Raw genomic sequence first — 20174 nt, forward strand, 5'->3', positions numbered from 1 at the left:
AATTCCAATATCATTTATAACTTAAACATGTGAAAAAGAGCTTGTCAAGGAAACCGCACCCTTGCAAACTCTCATTAAGAATAAATATGAATGTATGATCAGTATGAATGGGTTCTCCCCATCATTAACAATAGAGTATTAGTAATTAGAAATACACAATATGCGTTAGAATGGATTGCTCATTACATTACCACACCGGTAATGATAACACCTCTCCTGCCTGTATGTCAGGACCTTTCAAACCGTTCGTTCTTCTAATACTATCAATATATACGCGCGTATCCATATCAGCTGGTTTATGAAGGGAAGCGATACGCCATAAACTATCGCCGGATTGAACAATGACCAACTTCTCACCTGTCGGCTTCTCCATTCCCCCGGCAAAAACGGAATAGGCCCCCGTCCAAAAGGATGCAACAATCAGCAGAATAAATAGAAGTTTAATTAAGGGGATGGAAGTCATTCTGGTTTTCAATTGATAGACCCAAGTCACCGAAGACTTCTCCGTTCGCACAGGAACGTTCTCATAAATACTACGGTATGTACTGTATTTCAACATGGAATCATCATCTCCCAAACAAGTGTTCTCTTATGAATTCATAATAACACGAACACTTGTTTGATACAATACCCAAAAGAACATTTGTTCTATCTTTTTTTAGAACTTATGTTTGTACGAACGGAAGTTCTATGTTATAATTTTCCCAAACGTTACTAAATGGGGTTGATACGGCATGTCGAAAATATCCAGCCGCCAGCTGGCGATCTTAGAGTTTATCCGCAACGAAGTTCGTAGCAAGGGTTACCCGCCTTCTGTCCGGGAAATCGGCGAGGCTGTAGGACTAGCTTCCAGTTCAACGGTCCATGGGCATCTAGACCGATTGGAGAAGAAAGGCCTGATCCGCCGTGACCCTACGAAGCCAAGAGCGATCGAACTGCTTGGCCAAGAAGAATCCGATAGCGCTAATCTGTTTACCCACACCATTGCCAGAGTGCCTGTTGTCGGTAAAGTCACTGCAGGCGTACCTATTACCGCCATGGAGAACATCGAGGATTACTTCCCTCTCCCTCAGCATTATGTAGGCGACGATAAGGTATTCATGTTATCTGTTGTTGGTGACAGCATGATTGAAGCTGGCATACATAGCGGTGACTATGTCATTGTTCGCCAGCAGCAAACTGCAGACAATGGGGACATTGTAGTAGCGATGACAGAGGAAGACGAAGCAACCGTAAAGACCTTCTACAAAGAGAAGGACCACGTTCGCTTGCAGCCGGAGAATCCTACTTACGAGCCCCTGCGCCTGAATCATGTAACCATTCTCGGCAAAGTCATCGGTCTCTTTAGGGATGTACACTAACTTCATATATCAATGAACAAGAGGTTACCTTCCTTAGTTGGATGGTAACCTCTTGTGCTACGTTATTTAATCCTTAAGATTTCCGGTCCTTGCGCAAGACCATCACCATGGCATTTTGCCTAAGATCTAATTGATACATTCTCTCAGCCATATTATCTTCAGGCGAACCTTCCCCGCCTGGACCCTCCGTGGACTTCAGAACAAGCTTATTATCTTTCACCGTAGGTGTAGTGCCCGGTCTGTAATAGGACGTGCTGGCTCTAGAAAACTCCTCCTCAAATTGCAGCTGCACCGCCTTACCACTCCCATGCTCCACCGCAAATGCATAGATTTGTATTCCGTGACAGTCCTTATATTGCGGGGCGAGTATGAACACATCCGCTTCCTGAAAAGGCAATCGAATCATCTGAAGAGCAGCGGAAGTTGGTTGTATGAAGGTGAGATCCTCAAGGACAACCACATCCTCCGAAGTCCCCTCTGCCGCGTACTTCACTTTGTAATCCCCTTTAAACGACAGATCCGTTTCGAGTCCGAAACAGCTGGGAGCTCCTAATTCCGTTATCTCTTCCTTATCGATGGCAACTACCTGTAACGTTCCTTCATCCGTTGTACCTTCTGCGCGAATCGTCTCCGTCACAGATGGGGATGGTCCCCCCCCTGCCGTATGCTGTTGTACCGTACGTTCCCCCCAAGGAAACTGAATCAATAGCAGTAGAGTGACAAACAATAGCACGCCAGTCATACCAACACGTAAATATGGACGACGCTTTGATCTATGGCTACCTTGGGTCAATGACACCTGTACCTTATTTTTCATCTCGGCGGTAAATGGTTCATTTTGAAAAGGACCTTGTTGCGCTCGCTCGTACCAATCAGGCTTTTCCTCATTCATAACCAGAATTCTCCTTTAACATGTTCTGCACTTTTTTTCTCGCCCGATACAGCCTGGATTTAACCGTACCAGTCGCTACGTTTAGAAGCTCCGCTATCTGAGTGATCGGCATTTCGTAGTAAAGATCTAGAACCAGCACCTCCCTGAACTTTCTTGGCAGACTCATAATCATCCTCCATATCTCATCCGTATACTGACTTTCCATATATTCCGCTTCAGCTGACCGGCTCTGGTCATCCAGACGCGGCTTGTCCTGCAAGGTCACTTTCCGCAAGAAAAAAGCCTGTTTGTGCCGGAACGCCGTATGTCTTGTAATTGTAAGCAGCCATGTCTTTAACGTCGACTGCCCACGAAACGTATGTATTCCATAATAGGCCTTAATAAAAACCTCTTGGGCAATGTCATCAGCAAGAGCATGTTGCTTGGTCAAAAAATAGGCGTAATTCCATATATCATTTCCATACTGGTTCATCATTTCATTCAAGGTTTGTGTATCCATCTTCGACATTTGTGTTACGTATTCAAGCTCCAACCGATTCACCTCATCTAATTAGAGTCATTGAAGCGAGTAAAAGTTCCCTAATTTTGATAAATAAAAAAGGCATCTTCCCCCACATGGAGTAGATCCCCTTCATTCCCGGTTAATGTTATCTGGTTTCTAAAGATTATGTTACTCAGTCGTTAAAGGAGCCTGGTCCCAATCCAATTTAAATTCAGAACCAAATCTTCTTACGGATTCTATATCAGCAGTAAGATTAAAATCCTGCTCAGATCCGTAAAAACCCAATTGATAACTTCCTGCCGTATCTGTTTCTTTCCAATCCAATTGATATAAATGTTTTTCAAAAGACATAAATAAACCATTAAGACTAAATGAATTAAGCCTATCAAGAGGAAATTCTGTCTTAACTCTAATATAATTTCGAATCGTCAGGTTGGTCCAACCAAAATTCAAATCATAAATTAAATGATCCGCTTTAAAAAACTTGAAATGGATCTGGCATCCTTCATTCTCACCAGGTATTCGTGATATAAAACGGTATTCAACCCGAGTTCCCTCTTCATGGAGGTCCCTAAGTACGGCCATTTATAATCTCCTCTACGGTTATTCCTTTGATTTCGGGTAATGTTATTGTAATCAAGCGTAGTTGGAATGACAAGTCGGCGCTGCCACACCTACACCGACTTAAACAAAAAAATCCCCACTGCGATATAGCAGCGGGGATTCCTCTATTAATACATCGTAATGTACTGATCGCGTTCCCATTGGTGAACTTGTGTTCTATACATGTCCCATTCGATTTCCTTCAGCTCATAGAAATGCGCCAGCGCATGATCGCCGAGTGCGTCGGAAATAACTTCGCTGCGAATCAATTCGTTGAGCGCTTCCTTCAGGTTTGCCGGCAAGCTTGGGATACCTTCCTCGATGCGCTCTTCTTCCGTCATCACATAGATGTTACGGTCGATTGGAGCCGGGAGGGACAATTCGCGTTTAACGCCATCCAAACCTGCTTTTAGCATTACAGCAAGAGCGAGGTATGGGTTAGCTGCTGGATCCGGGTTACGCACTTCGATACGTGTGCTGAGGCCACGGGATGCAGGAATGCGGATCATCGGGCTGCGGTTGCTTGCAGACCACGCTACGTAGCAGGGTGCTTCGTAACCAGGCACGAGACGCTTGTACGAGTTAACCGTAGGGTTCGTAATCGCAGCAAATGCGCGTGCATGCTTAAGAATACCCGCCATGTAGTTACGAGCAGTTACGCTCAGGCCAAGCTCATCACTCTCATCAACAAACGCGTTCTCGTTGCCTTTGAAGAGCGATTGGTTGCAGTGCATACCAGAGCCGTTCACGCCAAAGAGTGGTTTCGGCATAAAGGTAGCAATCAGACCATGCTGACGAGCAATCGTCTTAACTACCAATTTGAAGGTTTGGATCTGATCGGCTGCTTTGATAGCACTCGCATATTTAAAGTCAATTTCGTGTTGGCCAGGAGCCACCTCATGGTGAGATGCTTCGATCTCAAAACCCATCTCTTCAAGCGTCAACACGATATCGCGGCGGCAATTCTCGCCAAGGTCCGTTGGTGCCAGGTCAAAGTATCCACCTTGGTCATTAAGCTCCATGGTTGGGTTGCCTTTTTCATCAGTCTTGAACAGGAAGAATTCCGGTTCTGGACCTACATTCATGGAAGTGAAACCCATCTCTTCGGCTTCTTCCAAAGCTCTCTTCAGAATACCGCGCGGATCTCCGGCAAATGGAGTGCCGTCAGGCATATAGATATCGCAGATCAAACGCGCAACACGATCCTCGGATACCCATGGGAAAATCATAAAAGTATCGAGGTCCGGATACAGATACATGTCGGATTCTTCAATACGTACATAACCTTCGATGGAAGAACCATCAAACATCATTTTATTATCAAGTGCTTTTGGCAGCTGGCTTACAGGAATTTCAACGTTTTTGATCGTTCCAAGCAAATCTGTAAATTGCAAGCGGATAAATCGAACATTTTCTTCTTGTGCAATGCGTAGAATGTCCTCTCTGGTATAACTCACTTTATCCTCTCCTTTTTAAATAAAAACTAGTAATGTGAATGAAGAATTACAGCATGGCAATCCTTATTTATTAAAAAACCGGGATAATTCCCCTTGAATCAATGAAACCTGACCCGGTCTTTTAGCGGTAATCAATTCCTGCTTCAGCAAACGACGCAGCTGCGACTCTGACATCTCACGGCGTCTGTTCTCCGTATCAGGAGTAATGACGGTAGCCTCTTCAGACTCTTTTGTGACAGGGTTCATAACTTGCTTAATGCCAGCGATGTTAACACCTTTCTCAATCAAAGCCTTAATCTCTAGCAGTCGCTCCACATCATTGAAGGAAAACAGGCGTTGGTTGCCCGATGTGCGGGCAGGGACAATTAAATTATGCTGCTCATAATAGCGTATCTGTCTGGCAGACAGATCCGTAAGCTTCATAACGATGCCTATCGGAAATAACGCCATATTCCTCCGAATCTCATCACCCATATCTCATCAACCTTCCAAGTGGTCTATTCTGATCCTATTGTACATTTCCTGATCAGCTACGTCAACCGCATGTAAGGATAACTCACAATAGTTTACGATCTTCCATACTTTGAAGGGCCATAAGTACCCCATATTTAACATGAGAGTACGTCAGACCCCCTTGCATATAACCAATGTATGGAGATCGGATAGGTGCATCTGCCGATAATTCAAGGCTTCCTCCCTGAATGAACGTGCCTGCAGCCATGATTACCGGGTGCTCATATCCAGGCATATCCCAAGGCTCAGGCACCACATGACTGTCTACTGCCGCTGCCCGCTGAATCCCTTGAACAAAAGCGATCAAGTGATCCGGTCCGGTAAAAGAAACGGCCTGGATCAAATCCGTCCGTTCGTCCTGCCAGCCCGGCTTGGTTGTAAATCCTACGGCCTCAAACATCGCAGCAGCATATACACTGCCCTTGACCGCTTGTCCCACCGTAGAAGGCGCGAGGAATAACCCCTGGTAAATCCCCCTCGTCGTGCCTAGCATAGCTCCCACCTCACGCCCGATTCCCGGAGCGGTAAGCCGATAGGCTGCCATATCCACATAGGCTTCCTTGCCACAGATGTAACCACCGGTTTCGGCAATGCCGCCGCCCGGGTTTTTGATGAGAGAACCTGCCATCAGGTCAACACCAACTTCGGTAGGCTCCAATTGCTCCGTAAACTCGCCATAGCAGTTATCTACGAAAATAATCAAATCCTCGCGAATGGAACGGATACGGGCAACCATTTCACCGATCTGAGAGACCGTAAAGGAAGAGCGCCAATCATATCCGCGGGAACGCTGGATACCGATGACTTTCGTTGTTGGCGTGATCATCATCTCCACCTGATTCCAATCAATCTCACCTTGTTCTGTTAGCGCAATCTCATGATAACCGATGCCAAAATCCCGAAGGGAACCCGTGTCGTCTCCAGGCTCGCCGATGACTTTATGAAGAGTGTCATACGGACGTCCGGAAATGTACAGCAGCTCATCTCCTGGTCTTAAAACGCCAAACAGCGCCGTCGAAATCGTATGCGTCCCGGAAGCAAAATGAGGACGCACCAGGGCCGATTCGGCCCCGAATACGTCTGCATATACTTCATCCAGCACTTCCCGCCCGCGATCATTGTATGCATAGCCGGTGGAAGCCGCGAAGTGAAAATCACTTACGTGATGCTTCTGGAAGGCATCGATCACCTTCCACTGATTGAAGTCCACGATCGCGTCAATCTCGCGCAAGCGCTGTCCTATTTTTGCTTCCATCTCATTGCTTAATTCAAGTATATCCTGCGAAAATCTTGCCATGACAAACCGCTCTCTCCTCTATTACACATGATGTCTCACATCTTAACACTTCATCTTTAATTCACGCTGTTGTATCTCCATTACTGCTGCTGAACGTAATCATGAAGCACATAACCCATCTTCTCGTAATCAGCTTTATTAATTCGAACCTCGTAGAGGATATCATTCTCATCAAAAGACTGCTCCAGCACGTCTCCGATACGGTATACAGCCGAGTTCAGATCGCCCCGGTCAGCGGGAATACGAAACGTCACATTCCCACCCGACAGCTGGTTCTGGATCGCTTCACGGACCGTGTCCAGGTCCTGATCATTATAAGCACTAATCTTTAATTGCCCCTCCCCGGTCGGCAGCATCTCCAACTGCTCCGGCTCACACGCATCCTTCTTGTTAAAAAGAACGATCTGCGGTTTATCCGCTGCTCCCAGGTCCTGCAGAATAGAATGAACCACAGCCATCTGCTCATCTCGCATAGGTGAGGAGGAATCCACAACATGAAGGATCAGATCCGCTTCATTGGCTTCTTCCAGCGTCGCACGGAATGCCGCAACGAGATCATGTGGAAGATTCTGAATGAATCCTACGGTATCCGTAAGGACCACTTCTTTGCCGCTTGGCAGTTCGAGTGCACGCGAGGTCGGATCCAGCGTAGCAAACAGCTGATCTTCGATATACACGTCTGCGGCCGTTAAACGATTCAGCAGTGTCGATTTGCCGGCATTCGTATAGCCGACCAAGGCTACCTGTACGGCGCCACTCTTCTTGCGGCGCTCCCGGTGCAGACTCCGGTGCCTTGTCATCTCATCCAGCTGCCGCTTCAGGTCACTGATTCTGTCGCGAATATGCCTGCGGTCGGTTTCGAGTTTGCTCTCGCCCGGTCCGCGTGTCCCGATCCCCGCTCCGAGCCTTGACAGATTCTTGCCATGTCCCGACAACCGCGGGAGCAGATACGTAAGCTGAGCCAGCTCCACCTGAACAATCCCCTCACGCGTCTTGGCGCGCTGGGCGAAAATATCCAGAATCAATTGAGTCCGATCGATAATCTTCACATCGAGGGATTCTTCCAAATTCCGTACTTGCGCACCGGATAACTCTTGATCGAATATCGCGGTGGTTGCGCCCAATCCATCAATCGCCATGCGAAGTTCTTCAACTTTTCCCTTACCGATAAACCATTTGGAGTCCGGGACTTCGCGATTCTGGGTGATCACATCCAGCACCTCAACTCCAGCCGTTTCAGCGAGCTGAACCAGCTCCTGCAAAGAATATTCGGGATTGATTCCCGAACGTTTAACCTTATCCGTCACCAAGCTGACCAGTATAGCCCTATCTTCGATCTCTGTCCGGGTATCATGCGTTGTATTAGTCATATATCCAACTCCTTCTAACGATTACGTCTCTTATGTTAACTAACCACGGCTGCCTGCAATAAACATGATGATGATCAGGAAGCGGTGTTACCCCTTCATTATGTTCGAAGACAGGTTTAAAATCATTGTAATTTTCCGTTTAACTTAAAGTCCTCCGGCCTTAGTGTCATAAGCTCCAGCTTGCCGGGATTCCCGGTCACATATTGGTTCAGCAGCCGAACCGATTGATTGCGAATGGACTTCTCGATCACATTCCTCACATAACGGGCATTACTGAAGGCATGGAGTCCATGATCCTTCTCAGATTGCAGATGATCCTTCAGCTTGCTGAGCGACTGCGGCATCAAAATATAATCCCGCTCCTTTGCCATCAGCTCTGAAATCTGAATCAACTGATCCATGTTGTAATCCGGAAAGTCCATCTGTATCGGAAACCGGGAATGCAGTCCAGGATTCGTATCCATAAAAAAATCGATCTCATCACTGTATCCTGCCAATATCAGAATAAATTGATTCTTGTGATCCTCCATTGACTTTACAAGGGTATCGATCGCTTCCTTGCCAAAATCCTTCTCGCCGCCTCGTGCCAAGCTGTATGCCTCGTCAATAAACAGGATTCCTCCCAGTGCTTTCTTGACCAGTTCTCTGGTCTTTTGAGCAGTATGGCCGATATATTCGCCGACAAGATCCGCTCTTTCTACTTCAACCAGATGTCCTTTGCTCAGCACGCCCATCTTCTGGAACAGCTTCGCAACGATGCGCGCGACAGTCGTTTTGCCGGTACCGGGATTTCCTTTAAAAATCATATGGTATACATGACCGCCACTTAATAAGCCTGCTTCTGAACGCATCTGAGACACTTGAAGCAAAGCGTAAATTTCGAACACCAGGTCTTTGATTTGATCCAGACCTACTAGCTGATCCAGCTCTTTCTGTATTTCCTGGAATAGACTGTGCTGGGAAACAGGGTTTGGCGAAGGGGCCGGTTCGCGTTCCGGAACCACGCTGCTGACAAGCGGAGGTTCCGCGCTGCGGAGCACGACATTAATCTGCCTGGATGGCCGTCCTTCAGATCGGCCGTTAGCGGCCGTTACACGCCCGTTCATTGCTCCTCACCTCTTTATCCAAAGGGCTGACTATCTATTCCAATGTATTCTATTTACAGCCTGCTTATTAGAAGTTTCGTCCTCATAGGACACCAACTGCGATCAGCAGCCGATCAGCCGTCCATTTCGTGTAAGCAAGCACTTCTCTCGACTTGTGTTTGACCATGGGGAGAACGGTAGATTCCGTCAGCGACATAGAAGGATGATCATAACCAAGAGTGGTTGCTACCTCCATCGACCTCGTGCCATGATAATCATGCGTAATTATTATGGCCGTCTTCCACCCGTTGTTCTCCATGATATCTTGACTGTAGAGCAAATTCTCATAGGTGCTCGTGGCTTCGTTTTCCAAGTAGATGCGCTCTTCAGGTACGCCGGCCTCCACCAGGAAGTTTCTCATCCCTTCGGCTTCGGTATACGTATACCCTGGCTTGTCGAGACCGCCTGACACGATAAAAGTATCAAATCGTCCTGCGTTGTATTCAACCAATGCTTGCTCCAGCCGTTCCCGCAGTCCCGGGCTTGGCTGATCGCCCCACATGGATGCACCCAGAATGATGCCGACGTCCGCTTTCTCTGCCGGGCTGCTCTCTGCGCTTTCAATTTTCCAATACGCATAACCCGACCACAATACCCCAAGAACAACGAGAGAGAGCAGGGCATACATCCCTCTTCTAAGCCATGCTCTCTTCTTCGTGCCCGCTCTCGGCAAATTCTTATGTATTTCCTGACGCATTATTTCTTCCTCCTAAATTCTCCGTTATGAAATAACTGGTCACGATGCTTCAGAGACATCATAAAGTAAGGAAATTCATGTGCGTCGATGGCCCGAAGAAGGTTCCTTGCAGTCACCTTAGCAAGCCTGTAATCATCCCGGGTAATATCATTCCGGCGCAGGGCATCCTCAAGCTCATCTTCATCCAGCAAAAACACTTCACCGTTCTTGACGACCACAACGTCCAGATACAGATCGTCAAACCAAGGGACACCCTGATCGGTTACTCCTTGCTTCTTGCAAATATCAATGTACCATTGCACGATCTTTCGCTTGTCATCAAACATGGCGGTAACGATGAAATGGCTGTCCTTCGGATAATACTGCAGCCAAGAATAACCTTTGTCCGCGATTCGGTAGGTATGACGGCCATACGTCTTCCACAACGGTTCTTTCAGGCCGTATATGGTATATAGCGTGAGATACCCTGTAAATTGCTCACATTCCACATACCGGGAAGTGAAGTGTCGGCGGGTGATACGGCGCCAATTCGCCCGATCTCCGAATTTACGTTTCATGGAACTTTTCCTCCCCATATCGTATTCCCAGCTTACCACATTTGGGTTTCACACTCAAAACAAAGAAGCCCCCGCAATTCAAGCGGAGGCTTTCTTGTTTGGTTATGGGCTTTCTTGCGGTGCATCCTGTGTATTCGCAGGATCCGATGGATCAACAATGGTCCCCGGTACCGTAGAAACATTGCCCGTATCCGAGTTGGTTCCCCCTGTGCCGTTGCCTCCATTGTTGGAGCCATCCCCTGAACCATCAGAACCATTGCCTGGGTTCTGGCCGTCTTGACCCGTTCCGGTCCCATTGTCAGGAGGTGGATTCGTTCCATTGCCGTTTCCGCTGCCAGGTCCTTCACCAGTGCCATTTCCATTGCCTGTATCTCCAGGACCAGTGCCATTACCGTTTTCGTTACCCGGAGGCACTTCGTTCCCTGCTCCATTGTCACCATCCTCAACCGGAGGCGGTTCTTCGGTATCTACCGGAGGTGGTTCCACTTCCTCGGGCGGCAGCTCCTCCGAAACAGCGACGACCTGCAGAACGTTCGAAGGTTCCGACTCCTTGCCAGTCGAAGTATCAAAAGCAGTCACGTAGTAATCGTAGGTCAATCCTTCCATGGCGCTCACATCTTCAATGGAGGTTCCGCCCAAGGAATCGAGAATACGGGTGTATTCCGCCTCGGATGTTTCCTTACGATACAAGTGATACTGAATATTGCTGCCTTGAACCGCATTCCAGCTCAGAGATACGGTTTGTGTCTCGCCATTATACGAACCGGTCAGTCCGCTGACGGCGGTTAAAGTCGTTTCTTCTACTGGAGGCGGTGGCGGTTCGGTGCTCGGGAAGTTCTTCGCTTCATAACCCTGAACCGCCTTCTCCATCACTTTGCCCCATAATGAAGCCGAGATCGAGCTGCTTCGTTTCAGCAGATGCTGTCGGTCAGGCGTATCGTATCCCATCCACACAGCAGCGGTTAACTCCGGTGTGTATCCGACAAACCAAACATCACGGTTCGAGCTAACACCCTTGTATCCACTTTGCGTGGTTCCGGTCTTACCGGCTACCGGACGACTGATCCGGGCGTTCTTGCCCGTTCCTTCATCAACGACGCGACGCATCATGTCTGTCATTTGCGAAGCTGTAGAAGCTTCCATTACACGCTTCCCTTTGCTTCCTTTGTTCTCGTGCACAACCTTACCTTTGTTATCTTTAATCTGTTTGATCGCAAAGGCCTCTTTAAACTCACCGCCATTTGCGAAGGCACTGAACGCTTGGGCCATTTCAAAAGTATTTGTACCGGTATCCATTCCGCCCAGTGCAAGGGACAGATTCGCGTCACCCTCGGACATTTTGATGCCCAAACTCTGCGCAAAATCAAAACCGGTCTTAACTCCAATCTGATTCAACAGCCAGACGGCCGGAATATTCTCGGAGCGCTGAATCGCTTCAGGCATACTGATTGTCTCCGAGTAACCATGCAGGTTATTCGGACAGTAATTGCCGCCGAAGCACTGCTTTTTATTGCTCAGCCTGGAATCTTTCGTGAAATTCCCGGATTCCAGCGCAGGTGCGTACGACACAATTGGCTTCAACGCGGAGCCCGGTTGGCGACGGCTGTCGGTTGCCCGGCTGAACCCGCCTCTCGTATACTCACGCCCACCGGCCATGGCAACGATACCGCCGGTCTCTTGGTTAATAATAACCATAGAGCCTTCAACAGGTACATCATCCGGGCTTTCTTCGAAGTTAGCCGGGTTGCTGAACTCCTCCTCCACAGCCTGCTGAGCATTGATATCCATGGTGGTATAAATCTGGTAACCTCCGATGTTGACATCATCCTCGGTAAGGCCCCACTTCTCTTCGGCCTCTTCCATGACGTAATCAATAAACGCCGTATACTTCTGCTGTCTTTCAGGCGGTGTATAATCATAATCCACCTTTTTCGCTTCCTCAGCCTCACCGGCCGTAATGTACCCTTGCTGCTCCATCAGAGTCAGCACCACAGCACGACGCTCTTTGGAGAGGTCGGGGTTCTTCAGCGGATTGTAACGGGAGGGCCCCTTCGGCATTGCCGCCAGTGTTGCCATTTCCCACAATTCCAGATTGTTCAAGTCGGATTCCCCAAAATACCGCTCGGAAGCCGCTTTAATGCCGTAATAAGGTCCACCGAAGTTAATTCGGTTCAAATACATCTCAATGATCTCTTCCTTGCTGTGCTGACGCTCAAGCGCGAGCGCGATCGACATTTCCGTCGCTTTGCGGAAAAATGTTTTATCGCGTGTCAGGAAGATATTTTTTGCAAGCTGCTGTGTGATCGTACTTCCGCCCTCTACCATGGATCGAGCCATGATATCCTTGACCGCAGCACGGCCGATCGACCACATATCCACGCCGTTATGCTCCATAAATCGTTTATCTTCTGTTGCAATGAATGCCTGTACTAATAAATCAGGAATATCTTTGTACTCGACCGGGTCACTCTTCTGGATAGATAGTTCACCCATCAGGGTGCCGTTACGGTCATACACTTTGGAGGTACCGTAAGCGGTCAGTTTATCCTGGTTCTGCTCCAGCAGCTTCTCGCCGCTGATCAGGATGAACAAGTAACCTGCAAGCGCGCAGAAGATCGCAATGACGGCTGTAAAAAACAACGCCCATGCAATTCGTTTGCCTTTGCCTTTTTTCTTCTTCGATTTAGGTTTGGTGGTTTTGGATGTCTTCGAGTTGTCTTTGTTTTTGTTCAACCTTGACATCTGATTATCTTTTCCAGCCATTTGTCCCCCTCCTTACTCCCTTGCGGGATCAAGCCTCTGACTCTCGTCAAGTCTCGGAAAGAAAAGAACAACCTTCTCAGGTTGCTCTCTGCACTCCTTATAACTAAACGAATTATAAACAAAAAAGTTTCAAAATAATCAGGATGGTATGATTATGCTCTCTATGAATCAATCTAAAATCTATTGATCGTTGTTGTTATCCTGCATCAGGGACACATTGCGCTGCGGCATGAACGTGGAGATGGCATGCTTGTACACCATTTGCTGACGGCCGTCGCTGTCAATCACGATGGTAAAATTGTCAAAAGCTTTGATCGTTCCACGGATCTGAAAGCCGTTTGTCAGGTATACCGTGGCCGGAATGTTCTCTTTACGCAGTTGGTTCAAGAACGTGTCTTGGATGTTAATGGACTTGTTCATTAGCCGTACCCCCAATGGTTCAATTAGATTGTTTTGAAATATATTCAAGATTTCAGTGAAACTTTCCTGCTATTATAGCACGGATTTTTTGATAGTTTGCAGAAAAATTTCCCGAGTCGGTGACGTCTACCCACTCGATGTCTTTCATATGACGAAACCATGACAGCTGCCGCTTAGCGAACCGGCGTGTATCACGCTTGAGCAGAACCACCGCTTCCTCGTAGCTAAACTCCCCGTTAAGATGCGATACAATCTCCTTGTAACCAAGCCCTTGCATGGATACAAGCCCTGGAGCATACCCTTTGTCCATGAGCGCCGCCACCTCATCAACAAGTCCCTGATTCAGCATAAGATCAATTCGCTCTTCAATACGGTTATATAGCATTTGCCTGTCCATTGTCAAACCGACCAAGCATAAGTCATAGGGAGACTGCTTGGTTTGAGGGGCCAGCTGGGCTGAAAGCGGGATACCTGTCATGTGGAATACCTCCAGTGCACGAACGACCCGACGTAGGTCATTAGGGTGAAGCCGATCGGCTGTTTCAGGGTCTACATCGGCAAGTTTCCGGTGAAGGGCTTCCGCACCATTTTCGTTTGCATAACGGAACTGCTCATCCCGAAAAGCCTCGTCCGCCCCGGTCTCGCTGAACTGATAGCCATAGCATACCGATTCCACATAAAGCCCTGTTCCACCAACGATGAACGGAAGCTTGTCCCGGCCAGCAATCTCGGTTATCAATCTTCGGCTCTGCTCCTGAAATTCAGCCACTGAATAGGGATGATCCGGCTCGTGGATGTCAATGAGATGATGGGGAATGCCTTCCATCTCATCCGCAGAGATTTTGGCAGTGCCGATATCCATGCCCCGATATACCTGCATCGAATCGCCGGATATAATCTCACATCCAAATTCCTTAGCAAGTTCAATGCTCATTTTGGTTTTGCCTACAGCTGTCGGTCCGATAAGAACGAGCAGTTTCGGTTTTGATTCATCTGTCAATGGAAATCACTCCGTACGTTATTTTCGATTTTCCCCGCTCAGGCAAAGAAAAGCCCAGCCGCTCAAACTCTCCGCTGTACCTTGCTTCCTTCAGAACAACGGTCTTTCGTGCAACCCTGACCGCTTCTCTCACACTTTCCTCATCCAGCGGTTCCCCATTCGCATAATGCCTAAGCGGATTGATGGATGCCGAATCTGTGATCGGCTCGCGGAACATCGGATCGAAATAGACAATATCCACGCTCCGATCCGGCAGCGATTTCAAGTAGTCTAAGTGATGGCTGTGCCGTACCTCGATTCTCCTCATGGCCTGATCACTGGCCTCCAGATGACTTTCATAGGTCCGAAGGCCCTCTTTGAGCAGCGCATACAAGGGCAGCGAGCTCTCCAATGCGGTGACCCGGCTGTTCTCCCCGCCTTTGCCCGAGAACACCAAGGAGTCAGCGCCAAGCCCGGCCGTACAATCGAGAACAGAGTCTCCTTCGGCCATACCGGCAGCATCCAGCATAGGATCCGGATTGCCGTGCAGCACGCGTTTCAATCTGACAAATCCCATGCTCGGATGAAATTCCATGACAGAGCCGCCCGGTCCGCTGAGACGCACATGTCCGTTCAATACGACCAGAATGTCGTCGTCTCCGAATCTGCGGGCTAATTTTCGTAATGAATGACCGCCGCGCTGAACATATCGGCACCCGGTCTCCTGGGATAAGCTTATCGCACGTTTAACAATGTCCGGCGCTTCCGCTTCTCCAGTTGTAATGATCATGAAAGTCCTCCTTGCTGTTACATGACGCGTTTAAACATTTTCTCCAAATCATAAGCTGAGAATGAAACCACGATCGGTCGTCCATGCGGACAGGTGTATGGCTGGCGACAGGCGCCCAGACGCTGAATCAATGTCATGGCCTCCTGCTCGGTCAGCTTCTGGTTGGCTTTGATGGAGGCCTTGCAGGAGCACATGATCGATGAGGTCTCTCTCAGCTTCGCAACATCAATATTTCGTTCGCTCAGCACCCACTCAGCCATCTCTTCAATGATGGCTTTCTCGTCACCCTTGGGGAACCAGAACGGGTGGGAACGCACCAGAAAGGTTTGGCCGCCGAAAAACTCCATATATACGCCGACCTTCTCAAACCAGTGCAGCCGCTGCTTCACCTTTTCCGATTCCGATGGTGTGAATTCAAGTGTAATCGGCAGCAGCAGCTCCTGTGAGGCGTCAGCCGGCTTACCGAACTGCTCGTAATAGTACTCGTAGTTAATCCGCTCATGGGCGGCATGCTGATCAATCAAATATAGCCCGGAATCATTCTGAGCAATCAGATAAGTTCCGTGGTGCTGACCGATCAATGTAAGTTCTGGAAATGGCGGGATTTCCGGGGCAGGCCCTGATGCAGCCTGAAGCCATTCCTTGGTTACAGACGGAATATGGGCATTCCCCTTGTTCTCATAACGGTACTCGCTGCGATAGGAAGAGGCTGCAGCCGTTTCCCGCATGGAAGCCGTTGCTGGCGTTCCGCCTGACCCATCCCCGTAAGAGCGCTTGATACCGGATTCGGGCTGTAAATGATCCCGCTTCTCGGGCCACGCTGATCCATGTGGCGGGAAGGACGTCATACCTTGATCGGATTGATCACCGCTTCGTGCCGCCGGGGCCTCTCCGTCTTCCCTGCTTCTTACCGACGCATCCCGACCCTGCGCATTGGGAAAATGCAACTGCTCCTGAATGAAGGCATGCTCGCTTTTGCCAATAGCTTGTTTGGCAGGGCGGGGAATGAGTATTTCCTGCTGCAGCACCTTGCGGATCTCCTCCTCCACAAATGCAAACAGCTCCTGTTCTTTGCTGAACCGCACTTCCAGCTTGGATGGATGCACGTTCACATCAATCAATGAGGGATGCATGGTCAGCTGAATGACAATGAGCGGAAACCGGTTAATCGGCAGCAGCGTGTGATACCCTCTTAAGATGGCCTGCATCAGGCCATAGTTGCGGACATATCTTCCATTGATGATCAGCGACATGCCGTTCCGGTTAGCCCGGGTGTAATCCGGACGGCTGATGTATCCGCTGAGTGTGTAATCCATATTCTCCGCTTCAAACGCGAGCATGGCTTTAGCGGATTGGGTGCCATAGATAGCCGCAATCACTTGCAAAGCATCACCATTACCCAGCGTTTGAAGCAGAGAGTTTCCATTATGCTGAAGCGTAAAAGCAATATCCGGCCGCGAAAGAGCCAACCGATACATGTAATCGGAAATATGCCCAAGCTCCGTCTGGATCGTTTTCATATATTTCAGCCTTGCCGGCGTGTTAAAAAACAATTCTTTCACCAGGAAATCCGTTCCCCTGGGTGCAGCAGTCTCTTCGTTCACACGAAGATGGCCGCCTTCGATTTCGATCTTCCGGCCGCGGCCGTCCTGAACATTGGACGTCACCAGCCGTACCTTGGATACCGCGGCAATGGACGGCAAGGCTTCGCCTCGGAATCCGAGGCTCGTGATCTGAAACAGATCCCGGCCTTCCGTAATTTTGCTTGTCGCATGGCGGTAAAAAGCCGTCTCGCAATCTTCCGGGTCAATGCCTGCCCCGTTATCCGTGACACGAATGCTGTCGAGTCCGCCTTCTTCGACCGTAACGTCGATCTTGGTGCTCCCGGCATCGATGGCATTCTCCACAAGCTCCTTCACAACGGAGGCAGGCCGCTCCACCACCTCGCCGGCAGCAATTTGGTTTGCGATATGCTCGTCCAAAATACGAATAATCCCCATTGTTCCTACCTCCGTTTCACTTCAATCCCATGCAAAAATTATATATCCTTCGCCTGGATCTTCAGATCATTCAAGAACTGCATGGCCTGAAGAGGTGTCATATTCATCACGTCTGCACCCTTCACCGCATCGATAATACCTCTGATCGCAGGAGTTTGTACAGCTTCCGGCGCCATGGCATGTCCATCCTTGCCAACCTTCGCCGTTCTCGGATCAGGCACTTCGTCTTCTCCAAAAATAGAGAGCTGTACCACACCCCCCTTCCGTTCTCCATGGCTCAGGTCGCGAGGGGTATACGGGAACGCATCTTCACGCTGCTCCCTTGCCATTACTGCTCCATCGGTACCCTCGGCAGCCAAAGAGGCTGAAGCGGTCTCTTCCCGCTGCAATGCCGCCCCATGCTCCGAAGCCACAGCAGCCAGCGAAGCCTGCTCCAAGCCCTGCAGCAGGCCATAAGCACGGTCAATGATGCTGCCGGGCAGACCTGCCAATCTGGCGCAATAAATACCATAGCTGCTGTCTGCTGCCCCCGGGATCAGCTTGCGGAGAAAATGAACCTTATCTCCGCTCTCCTGAACGGCCATGGAATAGTTCTTAAGGCCGCCAAGACTTTCCTGAAGATGAGCCAGCTCATGGAAATGCGTGGATACAAGCGCCTTGCATCCGATATGATCATGCACATATTCAATGACGGCTTGTGCAATGGCCATGCCTTCGCTTGTTGACGTCCCGCGTCCCAGTTCATCAATGATAATCAGACTGCGAGGCGTTGCTTTTTCCGTCATGACCTGAATATCTGCCATTTCGACCATAAAGGTGCTCTGGCCTCCAATTAAGTCGTCCGCTGCTCCGATGCGGGTAAAGATCCGGTCTACCAGCGGGATAACCGCGCGCTCTGCCGGAACAAAGCAGCCGAGCTGGGCCAGGATTGACAATAAGGCAACCTGGCGCATATATGTGCTTTTTCCAGCCATATTCGGACCGGTAATAAGCATGATAGAGGAGCCGTCCTTACGCAAATCCGTGCCATTCGCAATAAATGCAGAATCCTTCATGACCGATTCAACAACAGGATGGCGTCCGCCTTCAACGATGTAATCATACCCGTCGCTCAGCTCAGGCTTCACGAACCGGTACTCTGCACTGACCGCAGCCAGCGATTGGTAAACGTCGATTTCCGCGATTCGCTCGGCAAGCTTCTGCAATCGGCTCACTTGTGTATTCAGCTTGTCCCTAAGCTCGGTAAAGAGGGCATATTCAAGGTCCACCATCTTCTCCTGGGCCTCCAGGATCAAACCTTCCTTCTCCTTCAGCTCCGGTGTAACATATCGTTCCGCATTGGCGAGCGTCTGCTTCCGCTCATACCGGCCTTCCGGCAGGGAAGACAGATTGGACTTGGTTACCTCGATGAAGTAGCCAAACACCTTGTTGTAGCCGATCTTCAGGGATTTGATTCCTGTAGCCGCGCGTTCCTTGGCTTCCAGCTCTGCGATCCAGCGTTTGCCGCTGGTGCTTGCCTCACGGAATTCGTCCAGGCGCTCGTGATATCCCGGCTTGATAATCCCTCCATCACGTACGGACACCGGCGGCTCATCCACAATGGCGTCCTCGATCAGCTCGCACAGATCGTCGCAAATATCCGTATCCGCGGCTACACGCCGGAGGGTTTCGGAAGGAGATTGAGCACACAGCTCTTTCAGGGAAGGAATTTGTCTCAGCGACAGCTTGAGCGCATTCAAATCCCGACCATTCGCACTGCCAAACGCAATCCGGCCTACCAGCCGTTCCAGATCGTAAATCTCTTTAAGCGCCATCCGCAAATCTTCTCGCAGTATGTACTGGTTATAGAGATGTTCCACAGCCTCCAGCCGCTCTTCGATCCGGCTTCGGGACAACAGCGGTTTATCGATTCTCCGCCGCAGGAGCCTTGCCCCCATCGAGGTCTCCGTTCGGTCCAGAAGCCACAGGAGCGAACCCTTCTTCGAACGCTCACGCACCGTCTCGACCAGCTCCAGATTGCGTCTTGTGAATGGATCCAGGACCATGTACTGTCCCGGTTCATAGGAAGCAATCTGCGTCAGCTGCCCTAGTGACCGCTTCTGCGTCTCGCTTAAATACGAGATCAGCAGAGATACGCAGGCTCTGCGTTCCTCTTCCAGACGAGCCCAGGCGGGCTCCCCGAATTGGGTTCGAACCAACGCATCCTCTCTTCGATCCCACGCCGTATATACGATATTCCGGCTGCCGGGAAGCGACTGTGAAGAGATGATCTCAAGCAGCGCTGCGTCACCGATAATCTCGGAAGGCTCATAGAGGCCAATCTCGTCCCGGAGCCACTCCTCCGACCATGGAACCGAGGTCACATAGAGCTCGCCGGTCGACAAGTCGCATGCGGATAAAGACATCAATCCGCCCGCTTCTGTGACACACACCATATAGTTGTTCGATTTGTCGTGAACAACCTTGCCGTCCATGATCGTTCCCGGCGTTACGACCCGGACGATTTCCCGGCGCACCATGCCTTTGGTGACGGAGGCATCCTCCATCTGCTCACAGATGGCGACTTTGTACCCTTTTTCAATCAACCGCTGGATATACCCTTCGGCTGAATGATACGGCACTCCGCACATCGGTATTTTCTCGGTGCCACCGCCTTCGCGGCCGGTTAGTGTAATCTCCAGTTCCTTCGACGCGAGGATCGCATCATCAAAAAACATTTCATAAAAATCGCCTAAGCGGAAAAAAAGAAACGCATCCTTCGCTTGTTCCTTCACATTTAAATATTGTTCAATCATCGGCGTATATTTAGCCATGACGTACCTCCATGC

Annotated in this window: 18 protein-coding genes; 1 reads left to right on the forward strand and 17 read right to left on the reverse strand. The window is 49.5% G+C overall.

What is annotated here, in order from left to right; translation table 11 throughout:
• Window positions 1–187: 187 nt before the first annotated feature.
• On the reverse strand, window positions 188–559 hold the full coding sequence (locus B9D94_RS17160) for a LysM peptidoglycan-binding domain-containing protein (protein ID WP_006209659.1): 372 nt from the start codon (window positions 557–559) through the stop codon (window positions 188–190).
• Window positions 560–734: 175 nt separating this feature from the next.
• Between B9D94_RS17160 and lexA the strand changes: the two genes are divergently transcribed.
• Entirely contained in the window at window positions 735–1361 is a 627-nt protein-coding gene (gene lexA / locus B9D94_RS17165; protein WP_006209658.1) for a transcriptional repressor LexA, read from the forward strand.
• 73 nt (window positions 1362–1434) lie between these two features.
• Here lexA and B9D94_RS17170 read toward each other — a convergent pair whose 3' ends face one another.
• From B9D94_RS17170 to mutS, 16 genes are all read right to left on the reverse strand, one after another.
• Window positions 1435–2253 carry a hypothetical protein gene (locus B9D94_RS17170; protein ID WP_148247578.1) on the reverse strand — a complete coding sequence of 273 codons (819 nt, stop codon included), beginning with the start codon at window positions 2251–2253 and terminating at the stop codon, window positions 1435–1437.
• Complete coding sequence (locus tag B9D94_RS17175) at window positions 2246–2785, reverse strand: RNA polymerase sigma factor (RefSeq protein WP_063479252.1); 540 nt, start codon at window positions 2783–2785, stop codon at window positions 2246–2248. Before B9D94_RS17175 ends, B9D94_RS17170 begins: the two co-directional genes overlap by 8 nt.
• Window positions 2786–2923: 138 nt before the next feature.
• Window positions 2924–3340 (reverse strand): hypothetical protein, encoded by a 417-nt coding sequence (locus tag B9D94_RS17180; protein WP_148247579.1) that lies wholly within the window; start codon window positions 3338–3340, stop codon window positions 2924–2926.
• Window positions 3341–3486: 146 nt separating this feature from the next.
• A complete protein-coding gene (gene glnA, locus B9D94_RS17185; protein ID WP_006209653.1) occupies window positions 3487–4815 on the reverse strand; it encodes a type I glutamate--ammonia ligase in 1329 nt (442 codons plus the stop codon).
• 63 nt (window positions 4816–4878) lie between these two features.
• Window positions 4879–5289, reverse strand: a complete 411-nt coding sequence (locus B9D94_RS17190) for a MerR family transcriptional regulator (RefSeq protein WP_006209652.1) — start codon at window positions 5287–5289, stop codon at window positions 4879–4881.
• An 82-nt stretch (window positions 5290–5371) separates the two neighbouring features.
• Complete coding sequence (locus B9D94_RS17195; RefSeq protein ID WP_148247580.1) at window positions 5372–6625, reverse strand: methionine gamma-lyase family protein; 1254 nt, start codon at window positions 6623–6625, stop codon at window positions 5372–5374.
• Between the two features lie 80 nt (window positions 6626–6705).
• Window positions 6706–7995, reverse strand: a complete 1290-nt coding sequence (hflX, locus tag B9D94_RS17200; RefSeq protein WP_148247581.1) for a GTPase HflX — start codon at window positions 7993–7995, stop codon at window positions 6706–6708.
• A gap of 122 nt (window positions 7996–8117) precedes the next feature.
• Entirely contained in the window at window positions 8118–9101 is a 984-nt protein-coding gene (locus B9D94_RS17205) for an AAA family ATPase (protein ID WP_006209647.1), read from the reverse strand.
• Between the two features lie 82 nt (window positions 9102–9183).
• A complete protein-coding gene (locus tag B9D94_RS17210; RefSeq protein WP_148247582.1) occupies window positions 9184–9837 on the reverse strand; it encodes a YdcF family protein in 654 nt (217 codons plus the stop codon).
• Window positions 9837–10394, reverse strand: coding sequence for a ribonuclease FAU-1 family protein (locus tag B9D94_RS17215; protein ID WP_006209645.1), 558 nt, complete (start codon window positions 10392–10394; stop codon window positions 9837–9839). Before B9D94_RS17215 ends, B9D94_RS17210 begins: the two co-directional genes overlap by 1 nt.
• Before the next feature lie 102 nt (window positions 10395–10496).
• Window positions 10497–13157 (reverse strand): PBP1A family penicillin-binding protein, encoded by a 2661-nt coding sequence (locus B9D94_RS17220; protein WP_063479249.1) that lies wholly within the window; start codon window positions 13155–13157, stop codon window positions 10497–10499.
• A gap of 180 nt (window positions 13158–13337) precedes the next feature.
• Window positions 13338–13577 (reverse strand): RNA chaperone Hfq, encoded by a 240-nt coding sequence (gene hfq / locus B9D94_RS17225; RefSeq protein ID WP_006209643.1) that lies wholly within the window; start codon window positions 13575–13577, stop codon window positions 13338–13340.
• A gap of 52 nt (window positions 13578–13629) precedes the next feature.
• Window positions 13630–14577, reverse strand: a complete 948-nt coding sequence (miaA, locus tag B9D94_RS17230; protein ID WP_148247583.1) for a tRNA (adenosine(37)-N6)-dimethylallyltransferase MiaA — start codon at window positions 14575–14577, stop codon at window positions 13630–13632.
• On the reverse strand, window positions 14567–15346 hold the full coding sequence (locus B9D94_RS17235; protein ID WP_036637537.1) for a class I SAM-dependent methyltransferase: 780 nt from the start codon (window positions 15344–15346) through the stop codon (window positions 14567–14569). Before B9D94_RS17235 ends, miaA begins: the two co-directional genes overlap by 11 nt.
• 17 nt (window positions 15347–15363) lie before the next feature.
• Window positions 15364–17346, reverse strand: coding sequence for a DNA mismatch repair endonuclease MutL (mutL, locus tag B9D94_RS17240; protein WP_148247584.1), 1983 nt, complete (start codon window positions 17344–17346; stop codon window positions 15364–15366).
• A gap of 38 nt (window positions 17347–17384) precedes the next feature.
• Complete coding sequence (gene mutS, locus B9D94_RS17245; protein WP_148247585.1) at window positions 17385–20159, reverse strand: DNA mismatch repair protein MutS; 2775 nt, start codon at window positions 20157–20159, stop codon at window positions 17385–17387.
• Window positions 20160–20174: the final 15 nt, after the last annotated feature.

This window comes from Paenibacillus sp. Cedars (assembly GCF_003184205.1).
GTDB classification, from domain to species: Bacteria; Bacillota; Bacilli; order Paenibacillales; family Paenibacillaceae; genus Paenibacillus_AQ; species Paenibacillus_AQ glucanolyticus.